Source organism: Streptomonospora alba (genome assembly GCF_000826685.1).
GTDB classification, from domain to species: domain Bacteria; phylum Actinomycetota; class Actinomycetes; order Streptosporangiales; family Streptosporangiaceae; genus Streptomonospora; species Streptomonospora alba.
In genome coordinates this window covers 74698-92074 of the sequence record NZ_JROO01000032.1, presented here as the reverse complement: position 1 = coordinate 92074, position 17377 = coordinate 74698, and the positions used below count along the sequence as shown (strand labels likewise).

Here is a 17377-nt window from a genome sequence, read left to right as displayed (position 1 = left end):
TCCGCGGCACGGCGCGGAGAGGGCTCTGTCGATGCTGGAAGAGAAGCTACTTTCCCGCATGCCGAGCCGCTCACACCCCGACAGTCGTGTGGGGCCTCTCACGGCATTCGACCCGTGTGCCCGGGGCGACCCGGGCTTGACGGATCCGCCAGTTGGGGCGATGCTGCCTGGTGTCGTGACTGACTCCGGGGCTTGTGGTTGGACAGCGGTGTAGTATTCAGCTACACTGCCCTTTTGCGCTGCCCATTGACGATCCGTGTGCCGGTGTCCGTGCTCCGCGGCCGGATCCCGAGGCTCCCTCGGTGTTGCCGGACCCCACCGTACGTTCTCCATTACGAGGCCCTGACCGATCCATCGGCGGGTCTCAGTCAGACATCCCGGATCGTCCGGCGTGCGCGCGCATCAACCGCCACAAGCCTTCGGAAGGACCCCTGTTGGCAGCCTCGCGCAACGCCTCCGCTAACGAACTTGGTCCGAACCGCGTTTCCTTCGCCCGCATTCGGGAGCCACTCGAAGTCCCGAACCTCCTGGCCCTGCAGACCGAGTCGATGGACTGGCTGCTCGGTAACGAGAAGTGGAGTACCCGAGTCGAGGCGGCTCATAACGCAGGCCGCAAGGACGTTCCGGAGCAGTCCGGTCTCGAGGAGATCTTCGAGGAGATCAGTCCCATCGAGGACTTCTCGGGAACCATGTCGCTCTCGTTCCGCGACCACCGGTTCGAGCCGCCCAAGTACTCCGAAGAGGAGTGCAAGGACAAGGACATGACCTTCTCCGCCCCGATGTTCGTCACGGCGGAGTTCATCAACAACGACACCGGTGAGATCAAGAGCCAGACGGTGTTCATGGGCGACTTCCCGCTCATGACCACCAAGGGCACGTACATCATCAACGGCACCGAACGCGTCGTGGTGTCGCAGCTGGTCCGGTCTCCCGGCGTGTACTTCGACCGGCAGGTCGACAAGACGTCCGACAAGGACCTCTACGGCTGCAAGGTCATCCCGTCGCGCGGCGCCTGGCTCGAGTTCGAGGTCGACAAGCGCGACTTCGTCGGCGTCCGCATCGACCGCAAGCGCAAGCAGGGCGTCACCGTCCTGCTCAAGGCGCTGGGCTGGACGACCGACCAGATCCTGGAGCGGTTCGGCGCTTACGAGTCCATCCGCAACACGCTGGAGAAGGACCCCACGTCGGGTACCGACGACGCGCTCCTGGACATCTACCGCAAGCTGCGTCCCGGCGAGCCGCCGACGAAGGAGTCCGCCCAGGCGCTGCTGGAGAACCTGTACTTCAATCCCAAGCGCTACGACCTCGCCAAGGTCGGCCGCTACAAGATCAACAAGAAGCTCGGGCTCGACACCGCGTTCACACAGGGCACGCTCACCGAAGACGACATCGTCGCCACGATCGACTACCTCGTGCGGCTGCACGCCGGCGAGGAGGAGCTGGAGACCAGCCAGGGCACCCGCCCGGTCGAGACCGACGACATCGACCACTTCGGCAACCGCCGCCTGCGCACCGTCGGCGAGCTCATCCAGAACCAGGTCCGGCTGGGCCTGGCCCGGATGGAGCGCGTCGTCCGCGAGCGGATGACCACTCAGGACGTCGAGGCCATCACGCCCCAGACCCTGATCAACATCCGGCCGGTCGTGGCCTCCATCAAGGAGTTCTTCGGCACGAGCCAGCTGTCGCAGTTCATGGACCAGACCAACCCGCTGGCGGGCCTGACCCACAAGCGCCGCCTGTCGGCGCTGGGCCCGGGCGGTCTCTCCCGCGAGCGCGCCGGCTTCGAGGTCCGCGACGTCCACCCCTCGCACTACGGCCGCATGTGCCCGATCGAGACCCCTGAGGGTCCCAACATCGGTCTGATCGGCTCGCTGGCGGGCTACGGGCGCGTCAACTCCTTCGGCTTCGTCGAGACGCCCTACCGCAAGGTCGTCGACAACAAGCTGACCGACGACGTCGTCTACCTCACCGCCGACGAAGAGGACCGCTTCGTCATCGCCCAGGCGAACACCCCGGTGGACGCTCAGGGCAACTTCGTCGACGACCGCGTGCTGGTCCGCCGCAAGGGCGGGGAGTTCGAGGCCGTCTCCACCGACGAGGTGGAGTACATGGACGTCTCGCCGCGCCAGATGGTGTCGGTGGCCACGGCCATGATCCCCTTCCTCGAGCACGACGACGCCAACCGCGCGCTGATGGGGTCCAACATGCAGCGCCAGGCGGTGCCGCTGCTGCGTGCCGAGTCCCCGCTGGTGGGCACCGGCATGGAGTACCGGGCCGCCACCGACGCCGGCGAAGTGGTTCTGTCCGACAAGGCGGGCGTGGTCGAGGAGGTCACGGCCGACTACATCACCGTGATGGCCGACGACGGCACCCGCAAGACCCACCGGCTGGGCAAGTTCATCCGGAGCAACCAGGGCACCTGCTTCAACCAGCGCCCGCTCGTCGACGACGGCCAGCGCGTCGAGGAGAACCAGGTCCTGGCCGACGGCCCCTCGACCGACCACGGCGAGATGTCGCTGGGCAAGAACCTGCTCGTGGCGTACATGTCCTGGGAGGGCCACAACTACGAGGACGCCATCGTCCTCTCGCAGCGCCTGGTGCAGGACGACGTCCTCTCCTCGATCCACATCGAGGAGCACGAGGTCGACGCCCGCGACACCAAGCTGGGCCCCGAGGAGATCACCCGCGAGATCCCCAACGTCAGCGAGGAGGTCCTGGCCGACCTCGACGACCGCGGGATCATCCGCATCGGCGCCGAGGTCATCGACGGCGACATCCTCGTCGGCAAGGTCACGCCCAAGGGCGAGACCGAGTTGACCCCCGAGGAGCGGCTGCTGCGCGCCATCTTCGGCGAGAAGGCCCGGGAGGTCCGCGACACCTCGCTGAAGGTGCCGCACGGCGAGACCGGCAAGGTCATCGGCGTGCGCGTGTTCAGCCGCGAGGAAGGCGACGAGCTTCCGCCCGGGGTCAACGAGCTGGTCCGCGTCTACGTCGCGCAGAAGCGCAAGATCATGGACGGCGACAAGCTCGCCGGCCGCCACGGGAACAAGGGCGTCATCGCCAAGATCCTGCCGGAAGAGGACATGCCGTTCATGGAGGACGGCACCCCTGTCGACATCGTTCTCAACCCGCTGGGCGTGCCCGGCCGGATGAACGTCGGGCAGATCCTCGAGATCCACCTGGGCTGGCTCGCCAAGAACGGCTGGAAGGTCGAAGGCGACGACGAAGCCTGGAAGCAGGCGATGCACGAGATCGGCGCCGGCGAGATCTCGCCCGGGACCAAGGTGGCCACGCCGGTCTTCGACGGCCTGCGCGAGGACGAGATCGGCGGTCTGCTGGCCTCCAGCCTTCCCAACGAGGACGGGGAGCGCGTGATCGACGAGCACGGCAAGGCCGTGCTGTACGACGGCCGTACCGGCGAGCCGTTCGCCGAACCGATCGCGGTGGGCTACACCTACTTCCTCAAGCTGCACCACCTGGTCGACGACAAGATCCACGCACGCTCCACCGGCCCGTACTCGATGATCACCCAGCAGCCGCTGGGCGGTAAGGCGCAGTTCGGCGGCCAGCGCTTCGGCGAGATGGAGGTCTGGGCGCTGGAGGCCTACGGCGCCGCCTACGCGCTGCAGGAGCTGCTGACGATCAAGTCCGACGACGTCCTCGGCCGCGTCAAGGTCTACGAGGCGATCGTCAAGGGCGAGAACATCCCCGAACCGGGCATCCCCGAGTCCTTCAAGGTGCTCATCAAGGAGATGCAGTCGCTCTGTCTGAATGTGGAGGTGCTCTCCAGCGACGGTATGTCCATCGAGATGCGGGATACCGACGAGGACGTCTTCCGGGCAGCGGAGGAACTGGGAATCGACCTGGGGCGGCGCGAGCCAAGCAGTGTCGAAGAGGTCTAACTTCCGCGATCTTCAAGAGCAGGGGACGAATTAAGTGCTCGACGTCAACTTCTTCGACGAGCTCCGGATTGGCCTCGCAACCGCTGATGAGATCCGACAGTGGTCGCACGGCGAGGTCAAGAAACCGGAAACAATCAACTACCGGACCCTTAAGCCGGAAAAGGACGGGCTCTTCTGCGAGAAGATCTTCGGCCCGACCCGCGACTGGGAGTGCTACTGCGGTAAGTACAAGCGGGTCCGCTTCAAGGGCATCATCTGCGAGCGCTGCGGTGTGGAGGTCACCCGGGCCAAGGTCCGGCGTGAGCGCATGGGCCACATCGAGCTCGCCGCCCCGGTGACCCACATCTGGTACTTCAAGGGTGTGCCCAGCCGCCTGGGCTACCTGCTGGACCTGGCGCCGAAGGATCTCGAGAAGATCATCTACTTCGCCGCCTACATGGTCACCTGGGTCGACAACGAGGCCCGCGAGCGCGACCTGCCTTCGCTGGAGGCGCGCATCTCGGTCGAGCGCCAGCACATGGAGCAGCGCCGCGACACCGCAGTCGAGGAGCGCCACAAGAAGCTTGAGGCCGACCTGGCCGAGCTTGAGGACCAGGGCGCCAAGGGCGACGCACGGCGCAAGGTCCGCGAGTCGGCCGAGCGCGAGATGCGCCAGATCCGCGACCGGGTCCAGCGTGAGATCGACAGGCTCGAAGAGGTCTGGAACCGCTTCAAGAACCTCAAGGTCCAGGACCTCGAGGGCGACGAGATGCTCTACCGCGAGATGCGGGACCGCTTCGGCAAGTACTTCCGCGGCGGCATGGGCGCTCAGGCGATCCAGGAGCGGCTGGCCAACTTCGACCTCGACGCCGAGGCCGAGCGGCTGCGCGAGACCATCCGCAGCGGCAAGGGCCAGAAGAAGGCGCGTGCCCTCAAGCGGCTCAAGGTCGTCTCGGCGTTCCTGAACACCCGCAACAGCCCCATGGGCATGGTGCTGGACTGCATCCCGGTCATCCCGCCGGACCTGCGCCCCATGGTGCAGCTGGACGGCGGCCGGTTCGCCACGTCGGACCTGAACGACCTGTACCGCCGGGTCATCAACCGGAACAACCGCCTCAAGCGGCTGCTCGACCTCGGCGCGCCCGAGATCATCGTCAACAACGAGAAGCGGATGCTGCAGGAGGCCGTCGACGCACTGTTCGACAACGGCCGCCGCGGCCGCCCGGTCACCGGGCCGGGCAACCGTCCGCTGAAGTCGCTGTCGGACATGCTCAAGGGCAAGCAGGGCCGTTTCCGGCAGAACCTGCTGGGCAAGCGCGTCGACTACTCCGGCCGCTCGGTGATCGTCGTGGGGCCGCAGCTCAAGCTGCACCAATGCGGTCTGCCCAAGCAGATGGCGCTGGAGCTGTTCAAGCCGTTCGTGATGAAGCGCCTGGTCGACCTGAACCACGCGCAGAACATCAAGAGCGCCAAGCGCATGGTCGAGCGGTCCCGCCCGGTGGTCTGGGACGTCCTCGAAGAGGTCATCACCGAGCACCCGGTGCTGCTCAACCGCGCGCCCACGCTGCACCGGCTGGGCATCCAGGCCTTCGAGCCCCAGTTGGTCGAGGGCAAGGCCATCCAGATCCACCCGCTCGTGTGCACCGCGTTCAACGCGGACTTCGACGGCGACCAGATGGCGGTCCACCTTCCGCTGTCCGCCGAGGCCCAGGCCGAGGCGCGGCTGCTGATGCTGGCCAGCAACAACATCCTCAAGCCGTCCGACGGCAAGCCGGTGACCATGCCCACCCAGGACATGATCATCGGGCTGTACTACCTGACGACGCAACGGGAGAACGGCGTAGGCGCCGGCCGGGCGTTCCGCACCCCGGCCGAGGCCATCATGGCCTTCGACCTGGGCGAGCTGGACCTGCGGGCACCGATCAAGCTGCGCGTCGACGGCGACGTCCCGCCGCCGCGCGACTGGGTCGAGCCCGAGAACAAGGAGCCGGGCGAGTCCTACGTTCTGGAGACGACTCTGGGGCGGTACCTCTTCAACGAGACCACACCCTCGGACTACCCGTTCGTGAACTACCAGGTGGGCAAGAAGCAGGTGTCCGCGCTGGTCAACGAGCTGGCCGAGAACTACCCCAAGATCCAGGTCGCCTCCACGCTGGACGCGTTCAAGGACGCCGGCTACCACTGGGCGACCCGGTCGGGCCTGACCATCGGGATCTCCGACGTCCTCGCGCCGCCGCGCAAGACGGACATCCTCGAGGGCCACGAGCGCCAGGCCGACAAGATCCAGCGCGAGTTCGACCGCGGTCTGATCACCGACGACGAGCGCCGCCAGGAGCTCACGGAGATCTGGACCAAGGCCACCAACGAGGTCGCCACGGACATGGAGGACAACGCTCCCGCCGACAACCCGGTGTGGATGATGGTGAACTCCGGTGCCCGAGGCAACCCGATGCAGGTGCGCCAGATCGCGGGTATCCGCGGCCTGGTCTCCAACACCCGCGGTGAAACCATTCCGCGCCCGATCAAGTCCTCCTACCGCGAGGGCCTGTCGGTGCTGGAGTACTTCATCTCCACGCACGGCCAGCGCAAGGGTCTGGCCGACACCGCTCTGCGGACGGCCGACTCCGGGTACCTCACCCGGCGCCTGGTCGACGTCGCTCAGGACGTCATCGTGCGCGAGGTCGACTGCGGCACCGACCGCTCGCTGTGGCAGGACGTCGGCGAGACCAACGCGGCGGGCACGGTGGTGCGCAAGCACAACGTCGAGAACACCGGCTTCGGCCGCACCATCGCCGAGGACGTCGTCGCGGACGGCAAGGTGGTCGTCCCCGCAGGGGCCGACATCTCCGAGCCGACCATCGACAAGCTGGTCGCCCACGGCGTCGAGCGGGTGCGCGTGCGCAGCTCGCTCACCTGCGAGGCCAAGATCGGCGTCTGCAGCACCTGCTACGGCCGCTCGATGGCCACGGGCAAGCCCGTCGACGTCGGCGAGGCCATCGGCATCATCGCGGCGCAGTCCATCGGTGAGCCCGGTACCCAGCTGACCATGCGGACCTTCCACATGGGCGGTTCGGCCGGCCAGGACATCACCCACGGTCTGCCGCGTGTGACCGAGCTGTTCGAGGCCCGCATCCCCAAGGGTGTGGCCCCGATCAGCGAGCTCGAAGGCCGTATCCGCATCGAGGACACGGAGAAGAGCCGGAAGATCATCCTGGTTCCCAACGACGGGTCCGACGAGATCTCCTACCCGGTGCCCATGCGGGCGCAGCTGCTGGTCAGCGACGGCGACCACGTGGGCGTCGGCCAGCAGCTCATCCAGGGCGCCATCAACCCGCACGAGGTGCTGCGCATCCAGGGCCCGCGGGCCGTCCAGCAGCACCTGGTGTCGGAGGTGCAGGAGGTCTACAAGTCGCAGGGTGTCTCGATTCACGACAAGCACATCGAGATCATCGTGCGGCAGATGCTCAAGCGGGTGAACCTCCTGGAGTCCGGCGACACCGAACTGCTGCCCGGTGAGATGGTCGAGCGGCCGAAGTTCGAGTCGATCAACCGCCGGGTAGTGGCTGAAGGCGGTCAGCCGGCGGCCGGCCGCCCGGTGCTGCTCGGCATCACCAAGGCGTCGCTGGCCACCGAGTCGTGGCTGTCGGCGGCCTCCTTCCAGGAGACCACCCGGGTGCTCACCGAGAACGCCATCCACGGCAAGAGCGACCCGCTGGTGGGCCTCAAGGAGAACGTCATCATCGGTAAGCTCATCCCGGCCGGTACCGGTCTGCCGCAGTACCGCAACGTCCGGGTCGAGCCGACCGAGGAGGCGAAGGCGTCGATGTACTCGGTGTCGGGCTACGAGGAGCCCAGCGAGTACACCTTCGGGCAGGGCTCGGGAGAAGCCGTGCCGCTGGAGGAGTACGACTTCGGTCCCTACAACAGGTGACCTGAAGAGTCGATCGGCAGAAGCGATTGGTTGGTCGAGCGGCGGCGGTAGTCCACCCGTTTACCGGGTGGGCTGCCGCCGTTCGTCGTTGCGGGTCGGCATACTCGTGTATCGATGGGGAGAGCAGCGCGCACGCGCGGTCGGGAGATCGAGGACAGTGACGGACAACGGGGGACAGCGGTACATACCGCCCGATGGTGATCACGACGCACGCAATGAATCCGCGGACTCGTGGTTCATGCCGAGCGGCGACCGCCACCGGACTCAGTCCCAGTACCAGGACAGCTACGACGATGCCGGCGCCGCCGAGGAGGGCGACGCGGGCCGGTCCGGCGCGCCCGGTGCACAGCCCGGCGAGGAGGGCCCGGCCCAGCCGCGTTCAGGGGAGCAGGACCGTCCGCGGTCGGCTTTCCCCAACAGCGGCGGCTACCCGGGAGCCGGAGGCGACCGCCCGGCGATGGCCGAGCCCTATCCTTCGGCGCTGGGCGACCTCGGTCTCCCCGGCGACCCGCGTAGCGCGGGCGGGGCGCCGGCGAGCGGGCAGGACCCGCCGCCGCTCACCCGCCCCTATGCCGCGCCCCCCGAAGACGCGGAGCGCCGCGGCGCCGACGGCGCCGAGGGGCGGGGCGGCCGCCCGGCGGCCGGCTCGGACGACGACCCCAGCGGCACCGGCTTCGATGATCCCGGCCGCGGTCTCGCGGGTGCGGCGGGCGGCTCCGCGTTCCCGCCCCGACCGGGCTACGGCGAGGCCGGTGATCCCCTGTCGGGGGCCGACTACGGATCGGGCGGCACCGTCGCCGGTTACCGCCTGCCGGACGCTCCCGCGACCGGAGGCGAGAACACTCCGCTGACCTCGGCTGGAGGCGCCGGCGGCTATCCCGACTTCGGGTCCACCGTGCGTTCCGAGCCCGGCGCGGGAGCCGCGGACAGCGCACCGGGCGCAGAGCGCCGGGAGCCCTCGGCAGGGGCGCACCAGGGCCATGGCGGTGGCGAGTGGGGAGCGGCCGGAGCGACCCCGTACGGCTCCGGTTCCCTCGGCCCCGACACCGAGCCCTTCTCCTCCGGTGAAGGACCGGAGGCCGAGGGGCAGAGCCCTCGCCAGGCGCACCGGTCCGGCGAGGCGGATCGCAGCGCCTCCGGCGGCCCCGCCGCCGGGTGGAGCGGCCCGGGCACAGGAGCCGGACCCGGCGACCCCGCGGCAGAGGGCGGCTCCGGGTACGGCCGTGCCGACCCCGGTGCCGGAGAGCCTTTCGCCGGTGCGGGCTCCGCCCCGCCCGGCGCCTGGGAGAGCGTCGGGACTCGGCCCCGGCCCGACTCCGGGTGGCAGGGGCCGGCCGGCCCGGCGCCCGAAAGCACCGGACGGGACGCGGGTCGGCAGCCTCCTGGCGCGTATGAGGACCCCGCGACCGACCGGCCCGCGGGTGCCCCGTGGTCGGCGGACCCCGCGGGGGGCACCGGCGGCTCCTCCGCACACGCCGATCAGCGAGCCCCCCGCGGCGGTTCCGAAGAACCGCGGCGGGCCTCCTCCGGCGAGGACCGGACCGGCCCCGGCGAGCGGGCTTTCGACCACGGCATCGACTCCACCGCCGGGGAGCCCCGCCGCTACGCCTCGGAGTCCGGACACCGGCTCGACCCCGAGCCCGGCCCTCTGCCGCGCTGGGAGCCGGGGGGCGGCGATCCTCTCGACGCTCCCCCCTCCCGGCCGGTCGGCGCCGAGCCTTCCGGACCCGGCGACGCGGACGCCTACGGCGACGAGCTTTCCCGCCCCTACTCGCACCGGATCCAGACCGAGGAGGACCCGTCCCTCCGGCCGGCCTCCTCCTGGTCGCCGGATCACGCCCGCGAACCGTCGAGCCCTCTCGGGGGCGACGCCGCGGGTGACACGCCTTCCTCCCGCAGCGGATCCGGCTTCGACCGCGCCGAGCCCGCGCCTCGCCCGGACCCCGGCGGCGACCCCGTACCGGGCACCGGCGGCGGGCCGGACGGCGGGTTCGGTACCGGCAGCGGCAACACCTGGGCCTTCAGCCGCGACGACACCCGACTGCCCGAGGACGTACGCCAGGCGGTCGAGGAGCAGCGCCGCAAGCGGCGCGACGGCTCGCCCGAGCACACGACGGCCGGGTTCTCGCGTGGTGAGGACACGGGCGGTTCCCCGGACCGGCCCGAGGCCGGTCCCGGCGGGACCCCGCCCGCTCCGCCGCCGACCGCCGACCTCGGTGACGATCCGCTGGCGGCCATCGCGGCGCAGCAGGCCCGCGCCCGCGCCGCCGACGGCTCCGCCGGGGAGTCCGCACCGGCCGCCGACGAGCCGGGCCCCCACGGGCGGGGCTCCGGCGGCTCGTTCCCCGGCGACGAGCTGGGGCCGGACCTGCGGTCGGATCTGCGGGGCTCCGGCGGCTCGTTCTCCGGCGACGAGCTGGGGCCGGATCTTCGGGATTCCGGCGGCTCCTTCGACGGCGACGAGCTCGGGCCCGATCTGCGGGGCGGTGAAGCCGCTCCCTCCCGCGAGGGGGCGGCCGACCGCGGCGGGCAGTACGGCGAGCCCGACGCCTACGGCTCCTATGCGGCCGAGCCGTACGGGCGCCAGGACGAGTACGGGCGCCCGCAGCCCGCGGAGGGCTACGGCGAGTACGGCGAGTACGGCGAGTACGGCGAGTACGGCCGCGGAGGCCCCGAGGGTCCTCCCGCGGCAGGGCACGGCGCGGCCGTCGGCGGATACGGCTCCTATGAACCGCAGGGCCGCCCCCCGGGCGGCTACGGGGTCGGCGACGGTCGTGGGCCGAGTGGACCGGAGGTTCCCGACCCCTTCGCCCAGGCCCGTCCCGAGTACTACACCGACCGGCGCGGCCCCCAGAGCCGCCAGGAGGGCTTCGCCGGGGAGACCGGTACCGCGTATGCGGCCCCGGGGAGTCCTGACGCGCCGCCCGCCGACCACCCGCGGCCGGGCGGGGCCGGAGGACCGGACGGGCCCGGCACCGCCGCCATGGACCTGTCCGGGCTCGGCTCCTACGCCGAGGACGCCGACGCCTACGGGTCCGCCCCGAGCGGCGGCTCCTACGCCGGCGGATACGGCCCCGAGCCCGCCGCCGACGGAGCCGGAGCCTACGGTCCCGGCGGCCGCGAGGGCGCACCCGAGGACGCCTACGACGCCTACGACGGCTACGACGAGCAGGACCGGCGAGCCAGGTCCTCCCGCGACCCCATCAGGGAGGAGTTCCCCGACTTCGACCGGCCCCTGGGAGGCACGGCCGGCGACGACTACCCCGGCTACGACAACATCGACCACTGGCCCGACACCGCACCTGAGGCCTCGGCCACACTGTGGTTGGGGATCTCTGCGCTCGTGCCGGTGATCGGTCTGCTGACCGGCATCGCGGCCCTGGTGATGGGATCGCGCGCCAACCGCGCGATCCGGCGGTCGCAGGAGGAGTTGGAAGGGCAGAACCTGGTGCGGCTGGGCACGGTCCTGGGCTGGATCGGCATCGGGCTGTCCCTGCTGGAGATCGCCGTCTACGCGGGGGGCTTCGTCCTCTCTTGACCCTGTGCGCCCGCCGTTTTCGAGGGGCGGGCCTCCCGGGTGTGCACCGACGCCCCCGGTGCGGCCGCGGCCGCACCGGGGGCGCAGTCGTGTCCAGGCCTCCGCGGACGCCCGGCCGGCGGCGGGAGCGATGAGAACGGCCTGCGCCGATGGGTGATATCCCGCGCAAGCACTCCACAGAGCCCGTACACTAGAGGTGGACCTACGACAGCATGAGGCTGCGGAACGGAGTGCCGGAGCTGGCAGGCGTCATTTTGACCTGCTACAGAGCCTTCGGTACTCTGTAAATTCGTGCCCGTGAGTCGACGGGTCAGCACGTGCGCACTTTGCGAACGGCATTCGCCGGACAGCGCAGAGCGCGGCGCGTGACACCTCCTCCCAGAGTAACGACCGCAGGGTCGGACGTTATCCGGTTTCCGCCATGCTTGGGGTAGATCGCGACACGCCCGGGTTCGGGGGTAGGGGAGGACGGTAAGTCCACCTGGTCACAGGACACATCGGCTAAGAAGAACCGGCGTAGGTCACGAGAAAGACGGAGACGCGGTGCCCACCATCCAGCAGCTGGTCCGCAAGGGCCGACAGGACAAGGTCGCAAAGAACAAGACCCCGGCGCTGAAGGGGAGTCCGCAGCGTCGTGGTGTGTGCACGCGTGTCTACACCACTACGCCTAAGAAGCCGAACTCCGCCCTGCGCAAGGTCGCCCGTGTGCGGTTGAGCAGTGGGATCGAGGTCACGGCCTACATTCCGGGAATCGGACACAACCTCCAGGAGCACTCCATCGTGCTCGTGCGCGGCGGTCGTGTGAAGGACCTGCCGGGTGTGCGGTACCGGATCGTCCGCGGCTCGCTCGACACTCAGGGCGTCCGTAACCGCAAGCAGGCGCGCAGCCGCTACGGCGCTAAGAAGGAGAAGTAAGCATGCCGCGCAAGGGCCCGGCGCCGAAGCGCCAGCTCATCACTGACCCGGTCTACGGATCGCCGCTCGTTACCTCGCTGATCAACAAGGTGCTGCTCGACGGCAAGCGCTCGATCGCGCAGGGCATCGTCTACAAGGCGCTCGAGGGCGCCCAGGAGAAGACCGGCCAGGACCCGCTCGTGGTGCTCAAGCGTGCGCTGGACAACGTGAAGCCCGCCCTCGAGGTGCGCAGCCGCCGGGTCGGTGGCGCCACCTACCAGGTGCCGGTCGAGGTCCGCTCGTCCCGCAGCACGACACTCGCCCTCCGTTGGCTGGTCACCTACTCGCGTCAGCGCCGCGAGAAGTCCATGACCGAGCGGCTGATGAACGAGCTGGTCGACGCCAGCAACGGACTGGGCGCCAGTGTCAAGCGCCGCGAGGACACCCACAAGATGGCGGAGTCCAACAAGGCCTTCGCTCACTACCGCTGGTAATTCCCGCGGCTTTATCGATACGAGACCGAGAGAAGACGAGCCCTCATGGCTACCACTGCTCTTGACCTTGCCAAGGTCCGCAACATCGGGATCATGGCGCACATCGACGCGGGTAAGACCACGACCACCGAGCGCATCCTCTTCTACACCGGCGTGAACTACAAGCTGGGTGAGGTCCATGACGGCGCGGCCACCATGGACTGGATGAAGGAGGAGCAGCAGCGGGGCATCACGATCACGTCCGCGGCTACGACCACCCACTGGGACGACCACACCATCAACATCATCGACACGCCCGGCCACGTCGACTTCACGGTCGAGGTCGAGCGGTCGCTGCGTGTTCTGGACGGTGCGGTCGCGGTGTTCGACGCCAAGGAAGGCGTCGAGCCCCAGTCGGAGCAGGTGTGGCGCCAGGCCGACCGCTACGGGGTCCCGCGGATCTGCTTCGTCAACAAGATGGACAAGATCGGCGCCGAGTTCCAGCGCTGCGTCGACATGTTCCGCGACCGCCTCAACACCACGCCGCTGCCCGTGCAGCTGCCGATCGGCGCGGAGTCGGACTTCAAGGGCGTCATCGACCTGGTCCACATGAAGGCGCTGGTCTGGAGCGCAGAGGCCAAGCTGGGCGAGATGTACGACACCGTCGACATCCCCGACAGCCACCTCGAGGCCGCCCGCGAGGCGCACGACAAGATGATCGAGACGCTGGCCGAGGCCGACGACGAGATCATGGAGCTCTACCTCGAGGGTGTCGAGCCCACGGTCGAGCAGATCAAGCCGGCCATTCGGCGCGCCACGATCGCCGGCACCGCCATCCCGGTGCTGTGCGGTACCGCCTTCAAGAACAAGGGCGTGCAGCCGCTGCTGGACGCCGTGGTCGACTACCTCCCCGCTCCGCTGGACGTCGAGGCCATCGAGGGCCACGACCCCAAGGACGAGAGCGAGAAGGCCGAGCTGTCCCGGCGTCCGGACGAGAGCGAGCCTTTCTCGGCTCTGGTCTTCAAGATCATGAGCGACCCCCACCTGGGCAAGCTCACCTACATCCGGGTCTACTCCGGCGTGCTGGAGACCGGAACGCAGGTGCTCAACAGCGTGAAGGGGCGCAAGGAGCGCATCGGCAAGATCTACCGCATGCACTCCAACAAGCGCGAGGAGATCCAGCGCGTCGGCGCCGGCGACATCGTCGCGGTGATGGGTCTGAAGGACACCACCACGGGCGAGACGCTGAGCGACTCCTCCTCGCCGATCGTCCTGGAGTCGATGACGTTCCCGGCCCCGGTCATCGAGGTCGCGATCGAGCCCAAGAGCAAGAGCGATCAGCAGAAGCTGGGCGTAGCGATCCAGCGGCTCGTCGACGAGGACCCCTCCTTCCGGGTGGCCACCGACGAGGAGACCGGCCAGACGGTCATCTCCGGCATGGGTGAGCTGCACCTCGAGGTGTTCGTCCACCGCATGCGCGACGAGTTCAAGGTCGAGGCGAACATCGGGCGTCCCCAGGTCGCCTACCGCGAGACCATTCGCAAGAAGGTCGAGAAGATCGACTACACCCACAAGAAGCAGACGGGTGGACAAGGCCAGTTCGGCCGCGTCGTCATCGACCTGGAGCCGCTGCTTTCCGAGGGCGGCGACAGCGCGGGCTACGAGTTCGTCAACAACATCACCGGCGGCCGCATCCCGCGGGAGTACATCCCCTCGGTCGACGCAGGCTGCCAGGAGACTGCCGAGTTCGGCATTCTCGCTGGATACCCCCTGGTGGGGATCAAGGTGACGCTGCAGGACGGCGCGTACCACGACGTCGACTCCTCCGAGCTCGCCTTCAAGGTCGCCGGTTCCATGGCCTTCAAGGAAGCGGCGCGCAAGGCCAAGCCGGTTCTGCTTGAGCCGGTCATGGCGGTGGAGGTCACGACGCCCGAGGATTACATGGGCGACGTGATCGGTGATCTGAACAGCCGGCGCGGTCAGGTCCAGTCGATGGAGGAGCGCTCCGGCACCCGGATCATCAAGGCTCAGGTGCCGCTGTCGGAGATGTTCGGCTACGTGGGTGACCTGCGCAGCCGTACTCAGGGGCGAGCCTCGTACACGATGGTGTTCGACTCCTACGCGGAGGTCCCGTCCAACGTCGCAGAAGAGATTGTGGCGAAGGCGCGCGGCGAGTGACCGCGATACGTATCCAGTCCGAGCTAGCAACCATGTACGTCTAGGAGAAATCCAGTGGCGAAGGCCAAATTCGAGCGGAGCAAGCCGCACGTAAACATCGGCACCATCGGTCACATCGACCACGGTAAGACCACGCTTACCGCCGCGATCACCAAGGTTCTGCACGACTCGTATCCGGAGCTGAACCCGTTCACGCCGTTCGAGGACATCGACAACGCTCCTGAGGAGCGCGAGCGCGGCATCACGATCTCCGTCGCGCACGTCGAGTACGAGACCGAGCAGCGCCACTACGCGCACGTGGACTGCCCCGGCCACGCCGACTACGTGAAGAACATGATCACCGGTGCGGCGCAGATGGACGGTGCCATCCTGGTCGTGGCCGCCACCGACGGCCCGATGCCGCAGACCAAGGAGCACGTGCTCCTGGCCCGCCAGGTCGGCGTTCCCTACATCGTCGTCGCGCTGAACAAGGCCGACATGGTCGACGACGACGAGATCTTCGACCTGGTCGAGCTCGAGGTCCGCGAGCTGCTCAACGAGTACGAGTTCCCGGGCGACGACGTTCCGGTCACGCGGGTCTCCGCGCTCAAGTCGATGGAGGGCGACCCCGAGTGGACCCAGAACATCCTCGACCTGATGCACTCCGTTGACGAGAAGATCCCGAACCCGGAGCGCGACATCGACAAGCCGTTCCTGATGCCGATCGAGGACGTCTTCTCGATCACCGGCCGCGGGACCGTCGTCACCGGCCGCGTCGAGCGCGGTGTCATCAACGTGAACGACACCGTCGACATCGTCGGCATCAAGGACGAGAAGCAGACCACCACGGTCACCGGCGTGGAGATGTTCCGCAAGCTGCTCGACCAGGGCCAGGCCGGCGACAACGTCGGGCTGCTGCTGCGCGGCACCAAGCGCGAGGACGTCGAGCGCGGCCAGGTCGTCATCAAGCCCGGCACGACGACCCCGCACACCGAGTTCGAGGCGCAGGTCGTCATCCTGTCCAAGGACGAGGGCGGCCGCCACACGCCCTTCTTCAACAACTACCGGCCGCAGTTCTACTTCCGCACGACCGACGTCACCGGCGTCGTTACGCTGCCGGAGGGCACGGACATGGTCATGCCCGGTGACAACACCGAGATGTCCGTCCAGCTCATCCAGCCGGTCGCGATGGAGGAAGGCCTTCGGTTCGCCGTCCGCGAGGGTGGCCGGACCGTCGGCGCGGGCCGAGTGACAAAGATCATCAAGTAGCACGGACGTGCGGGGGCGGTATCCGGCGGCGACGTCGGCACCGCCCTCGGGGGCGGCCGGGTCTCCCGACCGGAATCCGGCCGCCCCCGACATGACCGACGTCATCGGGCTCTGTAGCGGTGATGCGCCTCAGGGGACAGCCCTGTTGCAGATTCTCAGGTGAATAGAGCCACACGAGGGCAAGCCCCTGTGGGGCAGGCGTGCCGGCGCAGTCGGCACCGTGCCACTACGGACACTAAGCGAAGGACGAAAAGGCCACCATGGCGGGACAGAAGATCCGCATTCGGCTCAAAGCCTATGACCATGAGGTCATCGACAGCTCGGCCCGCAAGATCGTCGAGACCGTGACGCGGACTGGTGCGAGCGTCGCTGGCCCGGTGCCGTTGCCGACGGAGAAGAACGTTTACTGCGTCATCCGCTCGCCGCACAAGTACAAGGACTCGCGCGAGCACTTCGAGATGCGCACGCACAAGCGGCTGATCGACATCATCGACCCGACGCCGAAGACTGTCGACTCGCTTATGCGACTCGACCTTCCGGCCGGCGTCGACATCGAGATCAAGCTTTAAAGGACGCACTGACATGGCCACCAAGCAGATCACGGGAGTACTGGGCGAGAAGCTCGGCATGACCCAGGTCTTCGACGACGCGGGCAAGATCGTGCCCGTGACGGTTCTGAAGGCCGGTCCGTGCGTCGTTTCGCGCGTCCGTACTCCGGAAACCGATGGCTACTCCGCCATCCAGATCGGTTACGGGAAGATCAACCCGCGCAAGGTGAACAAGCCGCTCGGCGATTACCTGCGCAAGCACGATCTCACCCCGCGCCGCCACTACGTCGAGGTTCGCACCAGCGACGCCGCCGAGTACGAGCTCGGCCAGGAGCTGACCGCCGACACGTTCGAGCCCGGCGAGTACGTCGACGTGACGGGCCGGAGCAAGGGCAAGGGCTTCGCCGGCGGGATGAAGCGCCACGGCTTCCGCGGCCTCAGCGCCACGCACGGCACCCACCGCAAGCACCGCTCGCCCGGCGCGATCGGCGGCTGCGCCACGCCCGGGCGCGTGTTCAAGGGCACCAAGATGGCCGGGCGGATGGGCAACGTCCGCAAGACCATCCAGAACCTGTTCGTCCACTCCGTGGACGCCGAAAAGGGTCTGATCCTGGTCAAGGGCTCGGTGCCCGGTCCGAACGGCGGACTGGTGCTCGTCCGCACCGCCGTGAAGGAGGGCAATTAAG

General features: G+C 68.5%; 9 protein-coding genes. All 9 read left to right on the top strand.

What is annotated here, in order from left to right; translation table 11 throughout:
- The first annotated feature begins 434 nt into the window (after positions 1–434).
- The 9 genes from rpoB (at position 435) to rplC (ending at position 17376) form a co-directional block, all read left to right on the top strand.
- Positions 435–3902, top strand: coding sequence for a DNA-directed RNA polymerase subunit beta (gene rpoB / locus LP52_RS17115; RefSeq protein WP_040274945.1), 3468 nt, complete (start codon positions 435–437; stop codon positions 3900–3902).
- Positions 3903–3936: 34 nt separating this feature from the next.
- Positions 3937–7812: a DNA-directed RNA polymerase subunit beta' gene (locus tag LP52_RS17110; RefSeq protein WP_040274943.1), complete on the top strand. Its 3876-nt coding sequence runs from the start codon at positions 3937–3939 to the stop codon at positions 7810–7812.
- 238 nt (positions 7813–8050) lie between these two features.
- The gene (locus tag LP52_RS17105; RefSeq protein WP_040274941.1) at positions 8051–11350 is read left to right on the top strand and encodes a hypothetical protein; all 3300 of its coding nucleotides are present in this window, start codon (positions 8051–8053) and stop codon (positions 11348–11350) included.
- Between the two features lie 543 nt (positions 11351–11893).
- A complete protein-coding gene (gene rpsL, locus LP52_RS17100; protein ID WP_040274940.1) occupies positions 11894–12265 on the top strand; it encodes a 30S ribosomal protein S12 in 372 nt (123 codons plus the stop codon).
- Positions 12266–12267: 2 nt separating this feature from the next.
- Positions 12268–12738 (top strand): 30S ribosomal protein S7, encoded by a 471-nt coding sequence (gene rpsG / locus LP52_RS17095; RefSeq protein ID WP_040274938.1) that lies wholly within the window; start codon positions 12268–12270, stop codon positions 12736–12738.
- Between the two features lie 45 nt (positions 12739–12783).
- Positions 12784–14895, top strand: a complete 2112-nt coding sequence (gene fusA / locus LP52_RS17090; RefSeq protein ID WP_040274937.1) for an elongation factor G — start codon at positions 12784–12786, stop codon at positions 14893–14895.
- Positions 14896–14949: 54 nt separating this feature from the next.
- Complete coding sequence (gene tuf, locus LP52_RS17085) at positions 14950–16143, top strand: elongation factor Tu (RefSeq protein ID WP_040274935.1); 1194 nt, start codon at positions 14950–14952, stop codon at positions 16141–16143.
- A gap of 260 nt (positions 16144–16403) precedes the next feature.
- A complete protein-coding gene (gene rpsJ, locus LP52_RS17080) occupies positions 16404–16712 on the top strand; it encodes a 30S ribosomal protein S10 (RefSeq protein WP_017621536.1) in 309 nt (102 codons plus the stop codon).
- 13 nt (positions 16713–16725) lie between these two features.
- A complete protein-coding gene (gene rplC / locus LP52_RS17075) occupies positions 16726–17376 on the top strand; it encodes a 50S ribosomal protein L3 (protein WP_040274932.1) in 651 nt (216 codons plus the stop codon).
- Position 17377 lies beyond the last annotated feature (1 nt).

What these genes read in the sequence shown, in the direction of transcription:
- LP52_RS17105 (WP_040274941.1), top strand. Translation starts at nt 8,051, where the DNA reads ATGCCGAGCGGCGACCGCCACCGGACTCAGTCCCAGTACCAGGACAGC.
- rpsG (WP_040274938.1), top strand. Translation starts at nt 12,268, where the DNA reads ATGCCGCGCAAGGGCCCGGCGCCGAAGCGCCAGCTCATCACTGACCCG.
- fusA (WP_040274937.1), top strand. Translation starts at nt 12,784, where the DNA reads ATGGCTACCACTGCTCTTGACCTTGCCAAGGTCCGCAACATCGGGATC.
- rpsJ (WP_017621536.1), top strand. Translation starts at nt 16,404, where the DNA reads ATGGCGGGACAGAAGATCCGCATTCGGCTCAAAGCCTATGACCATGAG.
- rplC (WP_040274932.1), top strand. Translation starts at nt 16,726, where the DNA reads ATGGCCACCAAGCAGATCACGGGAGTACTGGGCGAGAAGCTCGGCATG.